The organism is Ilumatobacter sp. (assembly GCF_039969435.1).
Classification (GTDB): Bacteria; Actinomycetota; Acidimicrobiia; order Acidimicrobiales; family Ilumatobacteraceae; genus Ilumatobacter_A.
The window spans coordinates 21,090-42,805 of sequence record NZ_JBDVNU010000022.1; the positions used below are offsets into that span (position 1 = coordinate 21,090).

Annotated in this window: 18 protein-coding genes and 1 pseudogene; 8 read left to right on the top strand and 11 right to left on the bottom strand. The window is 62.5% G+C overall.

The features are described 5' to 3' along the window. Window positions 1–59: 59 nt before the first annotated feature. From ABJK40_RS12700 to ABJK40_RS12715, 4 genes and pseudogenes are all read right to left on the bottom strand, one after another. On the bottom strand, window positions 60–1,697 hold the full coding sequence (locus ABJK40_RS12700; RefSeq protein WP_348479486.1) for an NAD(P)/FAD-dependent oxidoreductase: 1,638 nt from the start codon (window positions 1,695–1,697) through the stop codon (window positions 60–62). Then, window positions 1,694–2,716 carry a TIGR03617 family F420-dependent LLM class oxidoreductase gene (locus ABJK40_RS12705; protein WP_348479487.1) on the bottom strand — a complete coding sequence of 341 codons (1,023 nt, stop codon included), beginning with the start codon at window positions 2,714–2,716 and terminating at the stop codon, window positions 1,694–1,696. Before ABJK40_RS12705 ends, ABJK40_RS12700 begins: the two co-directional genes overlap by 4 nt. Beyond that, on the bottom strand, window positions 2,713–4,260 hold the full coding sequence (locus ABJK40_RS12710) for an AMP-binding protein (RefSeq protein ID WP_348479488.1): 1,548 nt from the start codon (window positions 4,258–4,260) through the stop codon (window positions 2,713–2,715). The genes ABJK40_RS12705 and ABJK40_RS12710 overlap by 4 nt, the downstream gene beginning before the upstream one ends. 108 nt (window positions 4,261–4,368) lie before the next feature. Next, window positions 4,369–5,106: pseudogene (locus ABJK40_RS12715) on the bottom strand (enoyl-CoA hydratase/isomerase family protein); the annotation flags it as partial. Between the two features lie 304 nt (window positions 5,107–5,410). On the opposite strand from ABJK40_RS12715, the gene ABJK40_RS12720 reads away from it, so the two are divergent. The 5 genes from ABJK40_RS12720 (at window position 5,411) to ABJK40_RS12740 (ending at window position 11,048) form a co-directional block, all read left to right on the top strand. Continuing rightward, window positions 5,411–6,058, top strand: coding sequence for a PaaI family thioesterase (locus ABJK40_RS12720; RefSeq protein WP_348479489.1), 648 nt, complete (start codon window positions 5,411–5,413; stop codon window positions 6,056–6,058). A gap of 65 nt (window positions 6,059–6,123) precedes the next feature. Next, window positions 6,124–7,416: an acyl-CoA dehydrogenase family protein gene (locus ABJK40_RS12725; protein ID WP_348479490.1), complete on the top strand. Its 1,293-nt coding sequence runs from the start codon at window positions 6,124–6,126 to the stop codon at window positions 7,414–7,416. Continuing rightward, entirely contained in the window at window positions 7,409–8,860 is a 1,452-nt protein-coding gene (locus ABJK40_RS12730) for an NAD(P)/FAD-dependent oxidoreductase (protein WP_348479491.1), read from the top strand. The genes ABJK40_RS12725 and ABJK40_RS12730 overlap by 8 nt, the downstream gene beginning before the upstream one ends. A gap of 144 nt (window positions 8,861–9,004) precedes the next feature. Next, window positions 9,005–9,802, top strand: coding sequence for an enoyl-CoA hydratase-related protein (locus ABJK40_RS12735; RefSeq protein WP_348479492.1), 798 nt, complete (start codon window positions 9,005–9,007; stop codon window positions 9,800–9,802). 115 nt (window positions 9,803–9,917) lie between these two features. Then, window positions 9,918–11,048, top strand: coding sequence for an amidohydrolase family protein (locus ABJK40_RS12740; protein ID WP_348479493.1), 1,131 nt, complete (start codon window positions 9,918–9,920; stop codon window positions 11,046–11,048). A gap of 12 nt (window positions 11,049–11,060) precedes the next feature. On the opposite strand, the gene ABJK40_RS12745 is transcribed toward ABJK40_RS12740, so the two are convergent. Further along, window positions 11,061–11,486 carry a hypothetical protein gene (locus ABJK40_RS12745; RefSeq protein WP_348479543.1) on the bottom strand — a complete coding sequence of 142 codons (426 nt, stop codon included), beginning with the start codon at window positions 11,484–11,486 and terminating at the stop codon, window positions 11,061–11,063. Between ABJK40_RS12745 and ABJK40_RS12750 the strand changes: the two genes are divergently transcribed. Genes ABJK40_RS12750 through ABJK40_RS12760 form a run of 3 tightly spaced genes read left to right on the top strand, consistent with a single transcriptional unit; the run spans window position 11,427 to window position 15,927 of the window. Then, window positions 11,427–13,031: an NAD(P)/FAD-dependent oxidoreductase gene (locus ABJK40_RS12750; protein ID WP_348510301.1), complete on the top strand. Its 1,605-nt coding sequence runs from the start codon at window positions 11,427–11,429 to the stop codon at window positions 13,029–13,031. The two genes, ABJK40_RS12745 and ABJK40_RS12750, sit on opposite strands and share 60 nt — an antisense overlap. Before the next feature lie 4 nt (window positions 13,032–13,035). Continuing rightward, window positions 13,036–14,157, top strand: a complete 1,122-nt coding sequence (locus tag ABJK40_RS12755) for an aromatic ring-hydroxylating dioxygenase subunit alpha (protein WP_348479494.1) — start codon at window positions 13,036–13,038, stop codon at window positions 14,155–14,157. 39 nt (window positions 14,158–14,196) lie between these two features. After that, entirely contained in the window at window positions 14,197–15,927 is a 1,731-nt protein-coding gene (locus ABJK40_RS12760) for an amidohydrolase family protein (protein ID WP_348479495.1), read from the top strand. Between the two features lie 96 nt (window positions 15,928–16,023). Here the strand turns inward: ABJK40_RS12760 and ABJK40_RS12765 are convergent, their stop codons facing one another. The 6 genes from ABJK40_RS12765 to ABJK40_RS12790 form a co-directional block, all read right to left on the bottom strand. After that, window positions 16,024–16,866 carry a class III extradiol ring-cleavage dioxygenase gene (locus ABJK40_RS12765; RefSeq protein WP_348479496.1) on the bottom strand — a complete coding sequence of 281 codons (843 nt, stop codon included), beginning with the start codon at window positions 16,864–16,866 and terminating at the stop codon, window positions 16,024–16,026. A gap of 47 nt (window positions 16,867–16,913) precedes the next feature. Beyond that, on the bottom strand, window positions 16,914–17,825 hold the full coding sequence (locus ABJK40_RS12770; protein ID WP_348510293.1) for an LLM class flavin-dependent oxidoreductase: 912 nt from the start codon (window positions 17,823–17,825) through the stop codon (window positions 16,914–16,916). A gap of 20 nt (window positions 17,826–17,845) precedes the next feature. Beyond that, on the bottom strand, window positions 17,846–18,925 hold the full coding sequence (locus ABJK40_RS12775) for a CaiB/BaiF CoA-transferase family protein (RefSeq protein ID WP_348479499.1): 1,080 nt from the start codon (window positions 18,923–18,925) through the stop codon (window positions 17,846–17,848). A gap of 94 nt (window positions 18,926–19,019) precedes the next feature. Then, window positions 19,020–20,282 (bottom strand): acyl-CoA dehydrogenase family protein, encoded by a 1,263-nt coding sequence (locus ABJK40_RS12780; RefSeq protein ID WP_348479501.1) that lies wholly within the window; start codon window positions 20,280–20,282, stop codon window positions 19,020–19,022. A gap of 37 nt (window positions 20,283–20,319) precedes the next feature. Further along, complete coding sequence (locus ABJK40_RS12785; RefSeq protein ID WP_348479502.1) at window positions 20,320–21,300, bottom strand: nitronate monooxygenase; 981 nt, start codon at window positions 21,298–21,300, stop codon at window positions 20,320–20,322. Window positions 21,301–21,316: 16 nt separating this feature from the next. After that, window positions 21,317–21,562, bottom strand: coding sequence for an OB-fold domain-containing protein (locus ABJK40_RS12790; protein WP_348479503.1), 246 nt, complete (start codon window positions 21,560–21,562; stop codon window positions 21,317–21,319). Window positions 21,563–21,716 lie beyond the last annotated feature (154 nt).

Below are 21,716 nucleotides of genomic sequence, written 5' to 3' on the forward strand. Positions count from 1 at the left end.
ATCTCACCGACGCCTTGCCGCCTCATAACCCGCCGGACGAAAATCGCAGCGTCATCGCGTCATCCTGCTTCGGTGGAACGGGTGGGTCCCTTGGCGAGTTCGAATCCGCTGTAGCCGTTTGCGGCACTGGTTCGGCACTGGTCGGCGTAGAGCGGAATCCCGCCGGGATAGTTGAGAAGCTCACGTTTCTTGCCAGGAATGTTGGCGCCCATGTACCAGGAGTCGGCTTTGGTGAACAGACTCATCTCACTGATCATCGCGACCTGCTCACTCCATGCCTGTTCGGCCTCCTGGGTGGCCTCGATGCGGGTGACGCCGCGGTCGCGGAGATGGGTGAGTAAGTCGATGACCCAACCGCCCTGGACCTCGGCGCATGTCGGTCCGTTGCAGAAGCCTGACGGGCTTTGTGGGCCGTACAGGTAGATGAGGTTCGGGAAACCGACGCTCGCGAGTCCGAGGTGGGTGTGGACGCCATCGGCCCACGAGGCTTTCAATCGGCGTCCGTTGGTCCCTTCGAAGTCGATGCTGGTGAGACCGCCCGTCACCGCGTCGAATCCGGTCGCGAGAACGATGAGATCGAACTCGTGCTCGGTGGCAGCGGTCCGTACACCGGCGGCCGTGATCCGTTTGATCGGGTTCGCCTGTAGATCAACCAGTGTGACATTGGCCTGGTTGAACAGGTCGTAGTAGGTCTGCTCGAGCGATGGCCGTTTCACGCCGAACGGGTGGGGCGGTTCCGTGGGGGCGAGAATTTCGGCGACCGCGGGATCGTTCACCCGTTCGTGGACTTTGCCGCGCCAGAAGTCGTAGGCGGTTCGATTGGCTGCCTCGTCGATCATGACGTCGCCATAGTTCCCGGCCCAGAACGTGAAGCCCCCGGCTTGCCACATCCGTTCGAAGCCGGCGCGCCGTTCGTCGTCATCGACGTCGAATGCGCCGTGGTCGCTTCGGATGATGTCGAATCCGGCGAACGTTTCGGTTCGTGTCTGGAAGATGGCGGGATAGCCGGCCTTGGCATGGTCTTGCTCGTCGCGGGTGAGGGCGCGCTGTTGCATGGCGAGCGCCATGATCGGGGTCCGCTGGAACACGGTCACGCTCGCGGCGACCTTCGCGGCTTCCTGGGTGACCTGCACACCGCTGGCTCCGGTGCCGATGATGCCGACGCGAAGGCCGGTCATGTCGATGCCTTCTTGTGGCCAGCGGGCGGTGTGCGTCGAGATGCCGCTGAAGTCGTCGAGCCCATCGAAGTCGGGGAGATGAGGTTTCGATGCGAAGCCGGTGCAGACCACCATGAACCGGCATCGCACTGCGTCGCCTTTGTCCGTGGCAACGTGCCACGTTGCGCCGTCCTCGTTCCAGGTCGCTCCTGTGACTCGGGTATCGAACTTGATGTCGCGGCTCAAGTCCCACTTGTCGTCGAGATAGGCGAAGTAGCTGCGAAGCGCTTTCCAGTCAGGAAACCGTTCGTCCCAGTACCAGTCGCGCCACAGCTCCTCGTCTGAGAACTCGTACACCGGGACGTGTGAGTCGACTCGCGCTCCCGGGTAACAGTTCCAATGCCAGATGCCGCCGAGCCCCGAACCGGCTTCGAGCAGCACAACGGAGAACCCCAATGCGCGGAGCTTGTGTAGCTGAAAGACACCGGCGAAACCGGCGCCCACGATGACGATGTCGAAGTCGAGTTGATCCTCGTTCATGGATGCGTGACCCCACGGGCGACCTCGGCCCACTTCGCCATCGATGCAGGATTGCTCGACCAATCGAGGCCGCCGAAGTAGTTGACAACTCGAGTTGCCAGTCCGTCGTAGCGGCTGAGGATCTTGTCAGCGAGTTCGTCGAATGCGCCTGTCACGATGAAGTTGGACAGCAGGTCGTCGGAGACCTCGACGGACATGCCGGCCATATCTCGGGCCTTTTGTCGCTCGCGAATACGGTCTGTTGTTCCCTCGAATCCAAGTTGCTCGAAGATGAACGCGTAGTTCGGTGTGGACCCGTAGAAAGCGACCTGCATGCGAGCGAATTCACGCCACTTCGCTTCGTCGCCGTCAGTGGGCACGATGAAGGTGGGCACGATGACTTCCAGCGTCGCGGCATCTCGTCCAGCCACTGCGGCGCCAGCCGCGAGATTGGGCAACACCGTCTCTGTGATGTACGTCGGGTGGTTCAGCGGATGGACGTGCACACCGTCGGCTACTTCACCCGCCATCCGCAGCATCCACGGGTTGACCGCCGCGACGTCGATCGGCGGATCTGCGGCTTCGATCCTGCCCGGGGACCACTGGTCGGGCAGGAGGTCGAGATGAAAGAATTCGCCGTCGACGGCGAGTTGCTCATCGCCGCGAAACGCCCGGAAGATGGCTTGCATGGCCTGCACATACTCTTTCAGTCGCGGGCCGGGATGATCGAATTCGGAGCCGTAGCGGCGAGTGATGTGGGCCTTCACCTGGGTGCCGAGCCCGAGACGAAAGCGTCCGGCGGTTGCCTCAGCAAGCTCCCACGCGATCTCAGCGGTGACCATCGGGCTGCGCGGGAACGCCACGGCGACCCCGGTCAGGATGTCGATCTCCGCTGCGAGTGCCGCCGCTCCACATCCCATGTATGCGGTACGCGCCCCTTCGGTGACCACGATTCCGGAGTAGCCGGTACGGGCTGCGTCGTCGGCGAACGAGGCCATTGAGCGAAGCGGTAGGCCGCCGGTCATCACGTCGAACTTCATGAGATGTCTCGTTTCTTCGAATCCCAGTGCGGTGCGCGCAACTTGTGCTTGTAGAGCTTGCCGGTCGGGAGGCGGGGGAGTTCGTCGTGGAACTCGAACCCCCTTGGGCACTTGAAGTGGGCGATGTGCTCACGAAGGAAGGCGCGTAGTTCGCGCTCCAAGGCGTCGTCGCCGCGCACCCCTTCTGCGGGCTGTACGGCGGCGTGCACCGCTTCGCCCATCTCGTCGTCGGGGATGCCGAACACGGCGATGTCTGCGACTTTGGGGTGCAGCACCAGACAGTCCTCGATCTCTTGCGGATAGATGTTGACGCCCCCAGAAATGATCATGAACGCCTTGCGGTCGGTTAAGAACAACCATCCGTCGTCGTCGACGTAACCAACGTCGCCGAGCGTTGTCCAACCTCGGCCTCGCGGGTCTTTGGCGCTTTCGGTCTTGTCGGGAGCGTTGTGGTACTCGTAGGCCGGACCATCTCCGAAGTAGACCGTGCCCGCCTCGTTCGCGGCAAGCTCTTCCCCGTCGTCGTCCAGGATGTGGATCGAACCAATCAAGGCTCGGCCGACGGTGCCCGGTCGCGAAAGCCACTCGTCGGGCTTGACGAGACAGAAGCCGTTCAGTTCGGTGCCGGCGTAGTACTCCCAGAGCACCGGACCCCACCAGTCCATCATCTGCTGCTTGACCTCGACGGCGCATGGTGCGGCGGCATGGACTGCCATACTCATCGACGACAAGTCGTACGCGCTTCGCTCCTCGGCGTTGAGCTTGAGCATGCGCACGAACATCGTAGGAACCCACTGCGATGTGGTCACCTGGTGGAGTTCGATGAGGCGGAGTGCCTCGGTCGGATCGAATTTCTCCATGGCGACGACTGTGCCGCCCAACGACTGCACACCCAAACTGAACCCGATCGGGGCCGAATGGTAGAGCGGCGCAGGTGAGAGGTAAACGGTGTCGCTGTTCATACCGAAGATTCCACCGACCAGATTCCCGGTCGACACTCCCTCCTCGATGGTGGCTTCTCGGAGTGCTCGCTTGATTCCCTTCGGGCGCCCGGTGGTTCCCGACGAGTACAGCATGGTCTCGCCCAAGGGTTGCTCTGCGAGTGGTGTGATCGGCATCGCTTCGATCGCTGGAACGTACTCAACGAACCGCGGGTCGTGGTCGCCAATCAGTAGGGCCAGTTCGACACCAGGTGCAGCGCCGAGCGCATCGGCGGCGACGTCAGCTTTCGCTGTGGTCGTGACGAGCGATCGTGTTCCGGAGTCGGTGAGGATGTACGCAACTTCTTCGGCGGAGAGGTAGCTGTTGATGGTCGTGACATACAGTCCGGACCTCAACGCCGCCCACATCACTTCGAAGAACCGTGGCTGGTTTTCGCTGAAGATCGCAACGTGATCACCTCGGGTGAGTCCAGCGTCGGCCCACACTCGAGCGAGCTGGTTGGATCGTTCGTCGAGCTGGCGATAGGTGACGATCTCGCCTGATTGGCCCATGATGACCGCTGGGTGGTCAGGCCTCGTCGTTGCATGTACGCCTGGATACATCTGTGCTCCCCTCGCTGTGGATACTCATTCTGGCACGTGCGACAGATCTTGTCAGGTGCGTCGTGTATGTCTCGTGTCTGTTCAATCCGAACACCGACGTGGGGCCTCTCATCGGGCCAGGAACTTCGGTGGGCGCCGGGCCGCGTACGCGACAATGCCTTCGCGAGCATCGCTCGTGGCAAGGAGACGGACCTGCTCGGCAAGTTCGTGCTCGACAGCGCGTCCGAGCAAATCGGCTCGACCGCGATTCAACGTTGACTTGATTGCCTGGAGAGCCAGCGGCGCGCCAGATGCGATCTCGCTGGCGAACTCGATCGACCGCGTCCGAACCGCATCTGCAGCAACACATTCGTCGGCGAGCCCGATCTCGACGGCTTCGTCACCGTTGATGCGAGCGCCCGTATAGAGCAGCCGTCGGGCGTGGGGTGTTCCGACGAGTTCGGGCAACGTGATCGACAACGCAAACCCAGGGTGGAAGCCGAGTCGGCTGAAGTTGGCCGACCATCTGGCTGTCGGGCACGTGACCCGGAAGTCTGCCGTCAATGCCAGACCAAGCCCTCCACCGATCGCCGAGCCGTGGACAGCCGCGACCACCGGCGTGGTGATCGCGAACAGACGAAGCGCCGTTTCATACAGCGAGCCAGCGTCGACGATGCCATGGGTATCTGCATCGATTGCGCTGCTGGACGACCCCGAAAACGACTCGGCATCGGGAGCCTGGCCAGCGAAGTCGCCGCCCGCACAAAACGACGTCCCCGCGGCGGCAAGCACGAGGGCTCGGCAGTCGGGGTCAGCGTCGAGCTGTTCGAATGCGATCGCCAGGTCGCTCACGAGTGCGCTGTCGAGAAAGTTGTGGGGCGGTCACCGGATCTCGACGACGGTGACGAATCCAACCTGTTCAAATTCAAGTTCGGTCATCGGCCTCTCGTTCTCGACGGTGTTGCAGTGATCCTGAAAGCTAGTGCGGTGCCAGCCTGATACAAAAGTCGGAGCTTGTCGTATTCAAGGCAACGCCGCCCTTGATTGGATCCGGGTAGTTCCAGGTGGTCAGAACGCATCGACGGCGCGTCCCGAACCGGGACGTACACGGAGACGTCTCCGCAGCGGCCGTTTGAAACCGTGGTGAGATCGCGTGCTAGCACTTCTCGCCATGACTGACGCGACGAAGTCCGAGATCCCAGCGGCGGCAACCGAGAGCCGGATCGCGTGCGCGACCGCACTTCGCGAACTCGGCCACTCAATCGTCGGGCATGCGGCCGACGATCGGCTACTCGATCGCATCACAGCATTTGTCTCTGAGGCCACCGCCGAACTGGACTCGGCGCCGTGCCGATCGAGACCAGTCAGTGACATGAAGCGCCGACTCTTCGACGACGTTCCGGCCGACGGGGCAACGATGGAACACTATCCGGACTGCATTGTGTCTGGTTTGGCGAACCCGATGGGTATCGCCATCACGTGTCACCGCGAGGGCGATGACGCCGTTGCGACCGTGTCGTTCGGTGCTGCCTTCGAAGGGGCACCTGGCCGGGCCCACGGCGGCATCGTCGCTGCTGTCTTCGACGACGTCATGGGTTTCGTATTGTCGATGGTCCGAACCCCGGCCTTCACCGGTCGCCTCGCGGTGTCCTATTTGGCCCCGACGCCCCTTGGCACTGAGTTGGAGTTCCGCGCCCGGCTCCGCGACCGCGACGGTCGAAAGCTGTGGATCGATGGGGAGGCAACATGTGACGGGCAACGGTTCGCCGAGAGCGAAGGTTTGTTCATCTCGGTTCCTCTCGACCGTTTGTCCACCTGACGAAGTTGGTCGTCGACAGCGACTCGGATTGCCCTCACTGAGAGACATCTGACATGATATGTCGCATGAACAATGATCTGCGAGTGGATTCGTCCTCCGACGCCGGGGCCGATGTGGCCGCCGCTGCACGCGCTTGGTTCGAGGCGAACTGGGACCCGAATCTCGAACTCGGGGCTTGGTGGTCACTGTTGGCTGAATCGGGCTGGGGATTTCCGACCTGGCCAGAAGACCGCTACGGGCGTGAAGTCAGCGCGCACGACGCACCACTCGTGAATCTGGCGCGTCGCGAGGTCGGGGCATTGGGACCGCCCGCCGGGATTGCTGCGAACCTCGCTGGGCCGACAATCTTGTCGCACGGTACCGCGGAGCAGAAAGATCGTTTCCTTCCAGGCATCGTCCGCGGCGAGATCTGGTGCCAGCTGTTCAGCGAACCGGGTTCGGGTTCGGACCTGGCGTCACTGCAGGCCAAGGCGGTGCGCGACGGCGATCAGTGGGTCATCAACGGTCAGAAAGTCTGGACTTCGGGAGCGCACATCGCGAAGTACGGCATCCTCGTCGCTCGCACGAATCCAGACCTGCCGAAACATCAAGGCCTCACGTACATGGTCATCGAAATGGATCAGCCCGGCATCGAGATTCGTCCGATTCGGGAGATGACCGGTCGCTCGATCTTCAACGAGGTGTTCCTCACCGATGCGATCGTTCCGGTCGAGAACACCCTTGACGCTGTCGGGTCTGGCTGGGCGGTGGCACTCACGACCCTCGCAAACGAGCGAACGATGCTCAGCGCGGGGTCGTTCGGCAGTTCCGGCGGCGGCATGTCGATCACCAAGTTCGATCTCACTGCGCGAGCGGGCGACCTCGTGCGCGAGGTCAAGCCAAGTGACGGAGCGTCATCGGGCGGTGTTGGTGCACTGTTGCTGAGTCTCATCAGACAATACGGGCGTGCCGATGACCCCATCTTCCGGCAGGAATGGGCGACCATTCACTCACTGCTCGAAATCGCACGGTTTACCGATCTTCGCGTCAAGGGAGCAATCGAGCGGGGTGGCCGTCCTGGACCCGAGGTCTCTGTTGGCAAGCTTGCCGCAAGTCATCTCCTGAGGACGCTGCGCGAGACGATGTTCCGAGTGTGCGGCGCAGACACAACGCTGTGGGGCGACGACGCTCCGTTGGGTGGTCGCATGCACGACATTGGGTTCTCGTCATACCTCATTTCGATCGGCGGCGGAACCGACCAGATTCAACGGAACATCATCGGCGAACGAGTCCTCGGGCTCCCCCGCGAACCCAGCGTCGACAAGGGTGTTGCGTTCAGCTCGCTACTCGTCGGTACACAACTCGGTTCTGATGGCTGACCGGCCCGTACGCGCTGCTGTGATCGGGGCCGGCGTCGCCGGAATCCTCGCCGTGATCGAGTTACGCAAGGCAGGCATCTCGAACGTCGTGTGCTACGAGAAGGGCGACCGAATCGGCGGAACGTGGCGCGACAACTCATATCCGGGCATTGCATGCGATGTGCCGTCGCACGTGTACTCGTACTCCTTCGCCCCAAATCCGGAGTTCAGCCGGATGTTCTCACCTGGGCAAGAGATTCAGGAATATCTCGAGCGGGTCACCGACGACTACGGCGTGAGGCCTCATCTGCGTTTGGGGGACGAAGTCAAAAGGGCAACGTTCGCCAATGGGGTGTGGTCATTGGAAACAGCTGCCGGTGACGTCGACGACTACGAGATCGTGATTGCGGCCACCGGAGTCTTGCATCACCCGAAGCAACCGGCCTTCGACGGCCTTGATGACTTCAGAGGCGATGTCTTCCACAGTGCACGCTGGAACCACGATGTCGAACTCGAGGGACGGCGTGTCGGGGTCATCGGTACGGGCTCGACCGCGATCCAGATCACCGGCGCGCTCGTCGATCGAGTCTCTCATTACGAACTCTTTCAGCGCACCCCGCAGTGGGTGATGCCGATGGACAACCGACCGTTCTCAGACGACCAGAAGGCAACGTTCCGCGACCGGCCTGAACAGTTGGAGGAACTTCGAGATTTTCTTGAAACGACGTTCGCCGAGAACTTCGCTGACGCCGTCGTCGATGCCGAGTCCGAACAGCTCGCCCAGATCGAAGAGACGTGTCGGGCTCACCTGTACGGCCAGGTCCTTGACCCAGCACTTCGGGCGCAACTCGAACCCGATTACCGCGCAGCGTGTAAACGGCTGGTCGTGTCTGGGGACTTCTATCAAGCGATCCAGCAGCCCAACGCAGAATTGGTGACGTCGTCGATCGAGCACATCGAACCCGGTGGAATCCGGACCGATGACGGTCGCCTGCACGAACTCGATGTGATCGTCCTCGCAACCGGATTCGAAGTCGATCGATTCATGCGTCCGATGGAGATTTTCGGCCTTGGCGGGCGATCACTCGCCGACGTATGGGCTGACGGACCAGTGGCCTATTTGTCTGTGTCGATGCCCGAGTTCCCGAACTTGTTCATGCTCAACGGGCCAAACGGTCCAGTGGGCAACTTCTCACTCATCCAGGTGGCCGAGATCCAGATGGCGTACATCATGAAGCTGGTCTCACGGTTGCAGTCCGGAGCGTCGCAAGAAATCCACGCAACCGAACGGGCGATGCGCGAACACGAGGAGCTCCGGATCGAGGCTGCGAAGTCAACTGTCTGGGTGACTGGCTGCAACAGTTGGTATCTCGACGATCGAGGAATTCCAGCGGCCTGGCCATGGAAGTTCTCGCGGTTCCGTGAAGTGATGGCCGAACCGGATCTGGCGGCCTATCAATCGTGAACCGCTCGGGGCCGGACGCGGCGGATTGGCCGCGTGGGAAACGATCAGCACGACGTTCTGTGTCTCATCTCGGTGGGATGCTCCCAAGGAGGAGAAACGACTATGACGAACCCGACGAAATCTGCGGACCCAACTGAGCCAGCGTTGCTGGTCGACATCGACGATGGCATTGCCACGCTGACGTTGAATCGGCCGAGCAAGCTGAATTCGTTGAATCCGGAACTTGTGTGCCGGCTCGCCGATGCCTGGGACCAACTCGCGGCCGACCCGACGATCCGAGTTGCGATCGTCACGGGCGCCGGCGAACGAGCTTTCTGCACAGGTGCCGACCTGGGGCAGCTCATCCCGCTGTTCACCGGCGCCCGATCGCCCGAGGACGAATGGGACGAACGCCTTCACGGCGACCTCAGATTGCTGGACAAGGCGCTCTTGCGACGCACGGATTTCTCGGTGCCGGTGATCGCCGCCGTTCGCGGGTTTGCGCTCGCTGGAGGCACCGAGTTGGTGCTCGGAACTGATTTGCGCATAGCGGCCGATGACAGCGAGTTCGGCCTCACCGAGGTCTCTCGCGGGATCATTCCAGCCGGCGGCGGGCTGGCCAAGCTCGCGCGTCAGGTGCCGTGGGCCAAGGCCGCCGAAATCGTGCTGGTCGGCGACAGGATCAGTGCCCAATCGGCTGCCGAGATGGGTCTGGTCAACCGGCTCGTTCCATCCAACCAGGTGATGCACGAGGCACAGAAGCTCGCGCGGCGAATGGCTGAGAACGGGCCGCTCGCAATGCGCAAGGCAAAGGAAGTCATGATCACCTCCAACGGCCTTCCGTTCGATGACGCCTACAAAGTCGAATCGAGAGCGGCCGGTGTGGTGATGGCGTCCGCCGACGCGATCGAGGGTCCGCGCGCATTCATCGAAAAGCGACCCCCGAACTTCAGTGGCCGTTGAAAGAGCGCCGACTTGTGTGGCGTTGTTCCCAAGGTCGGCATAAAACACAACCTGCGTCTTGTCTCATCGACGGCAAACCATCTAAGGTCAGCGAGATCCACACGAAGGGACCCTCATGTCTTTCAATTTTCCGGTGATCAGCGCCGACTCGCACATCACCGAGCCGCCCGACTGCTACATCGCCAACATCGACCCGGCGTATCGAGATCAGGCGCCGAACCTGATCAACGATCCAGTTCGCGGCGATGTGTACGTGGTGCCGGGTATGAAGTCGACTGTCCCGATGGGTCTCGTAGCGGCTGCGGGAAAGCCAGCCGAAGAACTCGTCCAGGAGGGGGTCAAGTTCGACGAACTCCATCAGTCGGGCTACGACGCGACCAAACGGCTCGCCGACCAGGACCGCGATGGGGTTGCGGCCGAGGTGATCTATCCGACGGTTGGCATGGTGTTGTGTGGGCACCCGGACGTGGACTACAAGCGGGCGTGCTTCAACGCGTACAACAAGTGGATCACCGAGTATTGCTCGGAGTCGCCTGATCGGTTGCTCGGTTGTGGCCAGACGGCGCTGCGATCGGTCGAGGAGGGTATTGCCGACATCGAAGCGATCAAGGCGGCGGGGCTGCGCGGTGTGATGATGCCGGGGAACCCGGGCACCGAGGAGGACTACGACGATCCGATCTGGGATCCGTTCTGGGAGGCAGCAGTGGCACTGGGTCTGCCGCTCAGTTTTCACATCCTGACTGCCAAGGGCGGCGGTTGGCGCGGCCCTCGTCTCAACAGCTTCATGTCGATCATCCGGAGTATTCAGGACATCATGGGCACGCTGGTGTTCGGCGGGGTCTTCGACCGTCATCCGAACTTGAAGGTGGTGTGTGTCGAGGCCGATGCCGGCTGGGTGCCCCATTACATGTATCGGATGGATCATGCGTACAACCGTCACCGCAACTGGCTGCAACCAGGCGTGTCACTGAGCCGGCTGCCGTCTGAGTATTTTGCGGAGCACATCTACGTCACGTTCCAAGACGACTGGACGGCGTTCTCTCAGGCCGACCAGATGAACTGGCGACGCCTGATGTGGGCGAACGACTTCCCCCACTCGGACTCGACATGGCCGTGGTCGCAAGAAATGCTCGACGAGCAGACCAAGAAGCTGACCGCCGAACAAACCGAAGCAATTCTGTGCGGCAATGTCGCTGCCCTCTATGGCATCGACCTCAGCGCCCTGCTGTCGTCCAGCGTCGCTTGATCGATTCGATCATCATGGCAACGACCGCACCACGTCCTGACCTCGGCGGCCGACATGTCTGAAACCGGTATCGCAGCCTCGCTCGCCGAGGCTGACCTCAGGGTGCTGGTCATGTGTCTCTTTCACATGACCGGCGACCGAAAGTGGCTCGAGCCGCCGTATCGGCCCATGCGCGATGTTCGTCTGATCGCGGACCCCGACGCGGGCTTCGACGAGGCGGTGTCTGCCGAGATTCGTCAGGCTGCCGAGGACTGGTTGAGCCTCGAACGACGCACGCCGGCAGTCGATGACCCGGGCGCTGACGGATTCGGCGAATTGATCTCCATCTTCCTCGGCGAGCAGGTACCCGCCGAATACATCGCCCTCATTCGCCAGGACATGGGGTTCGAACCCAACGACGTCGACTGGCCCGACGGTGACGCGTCGGAGAATCAGCACGACGTGATCATCGTCGGCGCCGGAGTGTCGGGAGTGTGCCTCGCCGCGAAGCTTCGTCGACTTGGGATCGGGTACCGCGTGTTCGAAAAGAACGCCGAGGTCGGCGGTACCTGGTTCGAGAATCGGTATCCCGGCTGTGGTGTCGACACACCGAATCACTTCTACTCGTACTCGTTCGCCCCGAACTCGGAGTGGAAACACTTCTTTTCACCGCGAGATGAGCTGCAAACGTACGTCGAGGATTGTGCGACGGCGTTCGGGATTCGGGATCGCATCGAGTTCGACACAGCGGTCACGTCCGCATCGTGGGACCCAGACTCGAGCCGATGGAATGTCACCGTTCGTGGACCCGACGGAATCGAACGGGTTGAAACGGCGGCCGTTTTCGTGTCGGCGTCAGGTCACTTCAACCAACCAACCGTTGCCGAGTTCCCTGGCCAGAGTGAGTTCGCAGGCGAGATCTTCCACACCGCTCGATGGCCAGATAACGCGAACCTCGCCGGCAAACGAGTCGGCATCATCGGTACCGGCGCGTCCTCGATGCAAGTCGTGCCCACCATCGCCAGCGAGGTCGACTCGCTCACGATCTTTCAACGGACGCCCCAATGGGCCCGCCCGATACCGGAGTACAACCTCCCGGTTGTCACCGAGTCGCAATGGCTGTTCGACAACGTGCCGTACTACGACCGCTGGTATCGGTTCGCCCAGTTCTGGCGATACGGCGACGGCCTCTTGCGGTTCTTGAAGAAGGATCCGAGCTGGGAGCATCCTGATCGATCACTGAACCGGATCAACGAACGCCACCGTGTGGAGATGGCCGACTACATCGCCGAAAAGCTCAGCGACCGCCCCGACCTGATCGACAAATGCACCCCGACGTACCCGCCGTTCGGCAAGCGGATCCTGATCGACAACGGTTGGTTCGACACGCTGTGCGAACCGCACGTCGAACTGGTCACCGATGGCATCGATCACTTCACGCCAACTGGTTGTGTCACTGCCGACGGGGTTGCACACGAACTCGACGTGATGATCATGGCCACCGGCTTCACGGTGACGAATCTGGCCGCACGGCTCAACGTCACAGGGCGCAACGGGCGCCGACTGGCCGATGACTGGGCCCACGAAAACCCGACCGCACACCTGGGCATCACCGTGCCGGAGTTTCCGAACTTCTTCGTCATGTACGGCCCCAACACCAACATGGGTCATGGCGGGAGCGGCATCTGGTTGGCCGAAACACAAACGCACTACATCACCAAATGCATCGTCAACATGGCAGACGAGGGCGTTGAAACTGTCGAAGTGCGACCTGAAGTACGCCGCGCCTACACAGAACGAATCGACGAGATGCACGAGCAACTGATCTGGACCCACGAGGGCACGCGCACCTACTACCGCAACCAGTTCGGCAAAGTCCGCTCGCCGATGCCATTCCGTCTCGTCGACTACTGGCTGATGACCCGTGAGCCCGACTTCGACGACTTCATCGTCACCGCAATCGAGTCCAAGGCTGCAGCCGAACCCGACGTCGTAGCAAGCTGAACCGATGCGCCCCGAACGACAACGCGAACTTCTCGCACGGGTCAACGCCCACCGCCGTGCCGGCAGGGCGACTGACGAGGCCGAGGCGACAATGGCGCTGCCAACAGCGACCTATACCGACCCGGACCGGCTTGCTGTGGAACGCCGACTACTCAGCAGCGCACCGACCGTTGTCGGTCTGTCCGGGCTGTTGCCGACCAATCGGTCGTACGCGACAGTGGACGTCGGCGGCTCCTCTGTGATTGTCACGCGCAACAGCGACGGGCACGTCTCGGCAATGTTCAATGTCTGTCGCCACCGAGGTTCGGAGATCACCTCTGGTTGCGGCGAAGCTGCTCGTCTGGCCTGCCCGTATCACGGCTGGACATATCACCTCGACGGAACGTTGGCGGCTCGGCGCCGCGACGAATACTTCGACGGAGCACCGAGCGAGTCGTTGACCTCACTCCCCGTCTTCGAGCAACACGGGATCATCTGGGTCGCTGGAGATCCCGATGTCGAGATCCCACCGGATCCGCTGCAAGGTGCCGAGGCAGAACTCGCCCCATTCGACCTTGCCGGGTATCGACTGTTCGATTCGACCACGTTCACTCGACCGATCAATTGGAAACTCGCCGTCGACACCTTCTGTGAGGCCTACCACCTGTCGACGCTGCACAGAAACACCTTGGCGCCGATGATTCACGACGACTTCTCGGTGTTCGACGCGACCGGGCTACACGGGCGGATGATCTCGACACGCAAGTCGATCGATCAACTCGACCCGGCCGATGGCACCGCCGATGAGTTGCTGCCACACGCGACGATCCTCTGGTTCCTCGTGCCGAACACCGTGCTGATCCATCAGCAGGACCACGTGCAGCTCTACCAGAGTCGGCCAGGGGCCACCGCCGACGAGGCCCACCTCAGCGTGTCGCTCTATACCCCGCCGAAGTCGGAACGAACCGAGAGGTACTGGGCTAAGAATTTCGAGCTACTCGTCAGCGTCACCGACACCGAAGACTTCGCGACAGCGGCAGGTATCCAGCGCGGCTACCACACGAGAGCCCAAGATCACGTCGTGTTCGGACGCAACGAGCCGGCGCTACAACACTTTCACCGATCGCTCAACTCTCTTCTCGAGTAGCGCGGCGCCGGACAAATCTCGAACACGAAGGGGACTCAAATGACAGGACCACAGCCGGATCTCGTGATCCGAGGAGGCATCGTCGTCGACGGCAACGGCGGCCCCGAACGCGAGGCCGACGTGGCGATCGTCGGCGACACGATTGTCACTGTCGGACACGTCGAGCAGACCGGTCGGCGAGAAATCGATGCCGACGGTTCCCTGGTCACGCCGGGTTGGGTCGACGTTCACACCCACTACGACGGTCAAGCCACATGGGACCAACAACTCGCACCATCATCGGTCCACGGCGTCACCACGGTCGTGATGGGCAACTGTGGCGTTGGTTTCGCTCCCGTGCACAATCGAGATCATCAACGGCTCATCGAGTTGATGGAAGGTGTCGAAGACATCCCCGGCGCAGCGTTGCACGAAGGTCTCGCTTGGAACTGGTCCACGTTCGGGGAATACCTCGACGCTGTCGATTCGATTCCCCACGACATCGACGTTGCGGCGCAGGTGCCCCACGGAGCGCTGCGGCTCTTCGTGATGGGCGCCCGCGGAGCCGACGGCGACAAGGCGACACCGCAAGAAATCGAGGAGATGGCCGAACTCGCCAAAGAGGCCATCGAAGCAGGTGCGCTCGGCTTCACGACGTCGCGCACGTTGAACCATCGCACGAGCCGTGGCGATCCGACCCCAACGCTGAAAGCGGCGCGAGAGGAACTGGTGGGGATCGCGCGCGGTGTTGGCCGGGCCGGTACCGGAGTGCTCCAACTCGTCTCCGACTTCATCGACGTCAGCGACGAGTTCGGCAATCTCCGCGCGATGGTCGAGGCGTCGAGTCGTCCGGCTTCGTTCACCTTGGTCCAATCGCCGCGTGACCCCGATGGCTATCGCGGCATGTTGAATCTGCTCGATGAAGCACATGCCGATGGTCTCGAAATCCGGGGCCAGGTCGCCACACGCGGCATCGGCTTGCTGCTCGGGCTACAGGGAACACTCAACCCGTTCATGGCCAACCCGGTCTACATGGAAGTCGCCGACCTCGACGTGGCTGCTCGAGTCGCTGTCATGGGTGATCCAGCGTTCAAGGAGCGCTTGCTTGCCGCCGACGAAGGCCAACGCGACAAGTCGAAAGTCGGAGGTGGGATCGTTCGGATCTTCGAGAACATGTTCGTGCTCGGTGACCCGCCCGACTACGAACCCGACCCGAGCACCAACGTTGCCGCACAGGCCGGTCGGGCCGGCCGTGAACCACTGGAGTACGTGTACGACCTGCTCCTGCGTGATGTCGGTCGACTCTTTCTGTACATTCCTGCGCTCAACTACGTCGACGGTCGCCTCGACGCGGTGCGCGAGATGCTGCTGCACCCTCGAACAGTTCCGGGACTGAGTGATGGTGGAGCACACGTCGGCACGATCAGCGACGGCTCGTTTCCCACGACACTGCTCACCCACTGGTGCCGCGACCGCGACGGCGAACAACTGACGGTGCCATTCGTCGTGCAAGCGCAGTGCCGCGACACTGCGTGGGCGCTCGGCTTGCGCGATCGAGGCGTCCTGGCACCTGGCTACAAAGCCGACGTCAACGTGATCGATTTCGAACGACTGTCGATCGCCAGCCCGGAAATGCACTTCGATCTCCCTGCGGGAGGCCGGCGACTTCTTCAACGCGCAGACGGCTATCTGCACACCATCGTGTCCGGCGTCCCGATTTACGAATCGGGCCAATCGACTGGCGAGTTCCCCGGTCGATTGGTGCGAGGCGCACGGTCGATTCCGAGTTGATCTGAGCTGATCGCCATCGCAGGCCGTGTCATGTCCCACGGGGTCCGCTGGGTTCCATCTTGCCGGGAACTCTTCAGCGAGTCGCTGAGGCCACCGTCAGGCTTCGATGTTCACCGAAGCGCGCTCACCGAACGCGTAGGCCGAGACGTGGGCACCCATGACTTCGTCGGTGAAGACTCGGCGTCCGGCGTCGTTGCCTGCTGCGCCAGCGACGACCATCAGCGGCAGCAGGTGTTCTTCTCGAGGGTGCGAAGCTCGAGCTGCGGGTGCATCAGCCCACTGCGTGAGCGATTGGTGGCGCTGAGCTGGGTCGGCTGTGCAGGCTCGGGTGAGCCATTCGTCGAAGACCACGGAGTCTCGTCTGGATTGCTCGGTCCCGAAACGGCCCATGTTGTGATAGCTCATCCCGGTGCCGATGATGAGAACTCCCTCGTCGCGCAGGGGTGCGAGAGTTCGGCCCAACCTGAGGTGGAACTCCGGGTCGAGATCTGACTGGAGCGACATTTGCACGACCGGGATGTCGGCGTGTGGGTACATCAACAGGAACGGGACGAACACGCCGTGATCGAATCCTCGTTGCGGGTCGAAGCGGTGTGCTATCGCCGAGTCGTCGAGTAGATCGGCTACCCGCTCTGCGACTTCAGGCGAGCCCGGAGCCGGGTAGGTGAGCTCGTAGGTGTGGGGCGGGAACCCGCCGTAGTCGAACAGCATCGGTGGGGCCGGCGACGACATGATCTCGACGGTGTCGCCCTCGTGGTGCCCAGAGATCACCAGTATCGCCTCGGGGCGAGTGCCAACGACGTCGTCGAACGATCGCAGAAACTCCGCCATCTTGTCCCACGTGTCGGCGGGTCCCATGGTCCAGTCCATGAAGAAGCACGGCCCACCGCCGTGGGGTATGAACACTGCGGGCAGGCGGTCACCAGCAGAAGAGCTCATTCGTCCACCTTACGAGTCCAGGGATCACCAGCGGAGGCGTTCCAACGTTACCGACACGTATTCAGCAGAGAGCGAACCTCGGCAGCGCCGTCGACGGATGCCGCGTCGGGCCCGACCGTGAGCAGGTTGAATGATCGACAGCCTGCATCGACGTATGGCCAGAGGAACTCGGCGACGTCGGCGGGTGATCCTGACGGGCTGTACGGCTCGAACTTCTCGAACGGGACCCGATACAGCTTTTCCATGGACCGGGCGAGTCGATCACGGGCGACGTCGGGCTCACCGAACGCGCACCAGACCTGCATCGCGTGCTTCCAGGAAACGTCGCCGCGACCGGATTCAGCGGCGATTTCGGCTGTTTCGTCGACGACCCGGGCGAAGCGGCTCGGTGAGGTCCAGATCCCGATCCATCCATCACCGAGAACCCCGGCGCGGCGGACCGCTGCGGCGGAGCGCCCGCCGACGATCAGCGGGATCGCCGGCTGAATTGCTGGCAGGATCTGGGCGTCGGTCACGTTGATGTGCGTGCCGTGGAACGTGACTTTCTCGCCGGTGGACAACTCCCGGACCACGCGCATGCACTCGTCGAGACGCGCGCCTCGCGTGACAGGATCGATCTCGCAGATCTCGATCTCGTGCCGATCCTCTCCGCCGACGCCCACCCCGACCGTCAGGCGTCCGGGCGCCAACTCCGAGATGGTTGCCAACTGCCGTGCTGTCGGCACGGGGTGACGGAGCGCGAGGAGATAGATACCGATCTCGACCGACAACCTGGGCTCGGCGGCGAGCACCATTGCCGCAGATGTCAGCCCATCCATTCCGAAGCCAACATGGAAACTGACGTGATCGCCGACCATCACGTGATCGAGCTTGGCGTCGGCACGCGCCCGCAACGCGGCCGTCCAGGCCCCGAACGGGTCGTTCGCGGGCAGCGTCGGCAAGCTAGTACCGACCTTCACGGAGGCCACCGTCTCGGCACTCATGGCCGACCGGCCCCGCCGATGATCCCGGCTTGTTGGAGTTCGGCGATCTCGCCGTCGTCATAGCCGGACGAGCGCATGATCTCATCGGTATGGGTACCTGACGCAGTCGGTGCGCCGGGGATGCTTGTCGGTGTCGCGCTGAAGCGCGGTGCAGGCGCTGGCTGGACAACACCATCAACATCAACGAACGTGCCACGGGCCTGATTGTGGGGATGGTGAGGGGCTTCGGCCAAGCTCAGCACCGGCGCGAAACAGACATCGGTACCTTCCATCAGCGCCGTCCACTCATCACGTGTCTTGGTCATGAACACGAGGCTGACACGTTCGCGATACTCCGGCCACCGCGTCCGATCATCGCGATCCGGGAAGTCTGAAGGGTCCAGTTCAAGCGTGGTGATCAGTTCGTCGTAGAACCGTCGTTCGATCGAACCGATCGATACCCAACCACCGTCAGCGGTCTGATACGTCCCATAGAAGAACGCTCCACCGTCGATGATGTTGCTGCCACGCTCGTCATTGATCAGGCCCGAGCCGTGCATGCCGTAGATCGCACTCATCAGCGAAGCCGATCCGTCGGTCATCGCTGCGTCGATGACCTGACCCCGTCCAGTCGTTCGAGCAGACAGCATCGCCGCGAGCACACCGATTGCCAAGTAGGCGCCGCCACCGCCGAAGTCTCCGACGAGGTTGAGCGGAACTGTTGGTGCACCTCCGGGAGGGCCGATTGCATGGAGGGCGCCGCTGAGTGCGATGTAGTTGATGTCGTGTCCTGCTGCGTGAGCGAGCGGACCGTCCTGGCCCCAGCCGGTCATCCGGCCGAATACCAGCCGCTCGTTTCTCGCGAGGCACTCCTCGGGCCCGACACCGAGCCGTTCCGCGACACCCGGACGAAGGCCCTCGATGAGCGCGTCAGCGCCCTCGACGAGACGCAACAAAACGCCTGCGCCGCGGGGATCCTTCAGGTTGATCCGGATCGTGCGCCGGCTGCGCAGCAGCACGCTGTATTGACGAGGGACCGCTATCCCGAGATCATGGCCAGTGCTGGTCCGGTCGACGCGAATAACGTCGGCGCCCATGTCGGCCAGCAACAGCCGGCGAACGGGGCCGGACCGATACCGCCCAGTTCAATGATCGTGCAACCTTCCAACGGCCCCATGACGATTGCTCCGCTCAGCCGTTCTTCGGTAGTTCACTGAACGGCGTGTTGCGATCTGGGCCCGGTTCTTTGGGCAGGCCGAGGCCGCGTTCGCCAATGATGTTGCGCTGTACTTGGTCGCTACCGCCGTAGATGGCCGGGGCAGGTGAGAACACGGCGAGCTCCTGAATCGCTCCACCGGTGGGGCTGTCTGGGCCGGTCAACATGGCACCCGCGCCCAGAATCCGGCAACCGACCTCGCGAGCGAGGCGCGTGATGTCGCTGTTGCGCAGCTTCATCAGGTTGCCCTCACTTCCGGTTGCGGCGCTGCCGGACTTCATTCGGCTGACATGCCACCCCGTGATCTGCAACAACGTGTGCAGGCGGATCAGATCTTGGCGAATCGTCGGGTCATCGATGCTGCCGGTGTCGCGAGCGAACTGGATCAGCTGCTTCACTTGGCCTGGGCCCACCATGCCGCCGCCGAGCGCCGGGGTCTGGCCGCCGAATGATCCGGCCGGCCGCTTCAGGTGCCCTGCAATCGTGCCGGCCAGCGCTGCACTCGGCGCGGCGACGTTCTCGCCACCGATGCTGTTGCGTTCGAACATCAACGTGGTGTTGGCAACGCGCCAACCGTCGCCCACGTCGCCAATGACATGATCATGGGGGACTCGGGCCTCGTCGATGAATACCTCATTGAACAGAGCGCGCCCGGTCATCTCGCGCAAGGGCCGCACTTCGACGCCGTCCTGTCTCATCGGGAACGCGAAGTAGGTGATGCCGCGATGTTTAGGGGCATCAGGGTCGGTGCGGGCAATGAGGATGCCATAGTCGGCCCACTGGCCCATCGACGTCCACACCTTCTGCCCGGAGATGATCCACTCGTCTCCGTCACGCTCGGCGCGTGTTTGCAGTCCGGCGAGATCGGAGCCGGCACCGGGCTCGGAGAAGAGTTGGCACCAGCCGTGTTGACCGTTGAGAATTTGCGGCACGTACTGCCCGATCAGTTCCGGCGAACCGTGAGCGAGCAACGTTGGGGCAGCCAGCATCATGCCGATTCCAGCTGGGGGTCCGAGTGCGCCTCTGGCGACCATTGCTTGGGCGAGATCACTGGCGCGTGCACGTGACCACCCGCGCCCGTGGGGCGGTGGCAAGGTCGGTTGGGCGAGCGCTGCGCTGGCGAGGAGTGCCCACCATTCGCCGACCTGGATATCCGGATTCCAGTTCTCGTCGAGCCAGATTTCGACGTTGAACTCTGAGGCGGTCGTCGTGACGGTGAGTGCTGCTGTGTCGGTCATGAGATCCTCCGAATGCTTGTTTCGAGATGGTGTGTTGTCAGCTTCGTGCCGTCGTGAGGGCACCCAGGCGTGCGAGTTCGCGTTCGGCGTCTTCGATGAACTGACGCACGACATCACTGGCGGGAATGATCTCGTCGATTCCGCCGAGCCCTTGACCGGCGGCGAAGCACTCCTTGTCCTGATCGATTCCTGCGCTGTCAGGTCGCGCTCCGAGATGCATGGCGCCGTCACTGATCGATCGCGCGATCTGCCGAGGGAAGGGGAGCAGTTCGTCCGGGTGATCTTCATAGTGCTGGGTGTATTCGTTGCGGACCGCTCGCAATGTTTTACCCGTATAGGCCCGTGTGATGACGGTGTCGTCGTCGCGCCCATCGACCAGCGCGTCTCGGTAGCCACTGACGACGTGGGCTTCCGGGGTAGCGATGAACCGAGTTCCGATCCACACGCCGTCGGCGCCGAGTGCGAGCGCTGCTGCAAGACCGCGCCCATCGAAGATGCCGCCCGCTGCGACGACCGGCACGCGATCACCGACGGCATCAACGATCTGCGGCACCAGCGGCATCGTGGCGACTGTGCCCGTGTGGCCTCCGGCCTCGGTGCCTTGGGCGATGACGATGTCGCATCCGGCCTCGACGGCAGCGACGGCGTGGCGAACCTTGCCGCACATGTTCGCAACGAGTACGCCGTGGCGATGACATTGATCGAGAACCTCGCGCGGAACACCGAGGCCAGCAACGAACAGCGACGCGCCGCCCGCGATGATCGCGTCGACCTGCGCTTCCATCTGGTCCGGCAGAGCGGTCAGCAGATCAACCCCGAATGGGTTGATTGTGCGCGCCTTGACCTCGGCGATCTCGGCGATCATCCGGTCGAGGCTCATTGGAGCCGCCCCCATTGTCCCGAACCCTCCGGCTTCGCTGACGGCGACGACCAGATCGGCATAGGAAACACCGCCCATTCCGGCGAGCATCACGGGATGATTGCACTGGAGTATCTCGGTGAGTCGAGTTGTGATCATGCTGTGGGTCCAGTCTTCAGGTCGCGGTTGTGGTGACGGTGTCGGCCCAGACGAGGACGAAGTCGTGGCCGTGCGGAACGACCCTGACTGTGACGTGCTGACCGGTGTTGATCTCGTCGGGTGCCGTCGAGGTGGCAGCGAGGACACGTGGGCCTTCCGCGAGTTCGATGAGCAGCGTGGCGTAGGGCGTTTGTTCCTGCCAGCCAGGGTCGAGACTGCGGTGGCTCACTGCTTTGGACAGCACCGTTCCATTGCCGGACACCGGTTGGAAGGTGACATCGTCGGAGAAACAGCTTGCGCAGAACTTTCGTGGTGGGTGACGCCACACACTGCAGGTTGCGCATTGCTGGACACACAACACCTCGGCGGCGATGCACGCGTGATGCCAGTCGAGAATGATCCACTCGGGCTTCGGA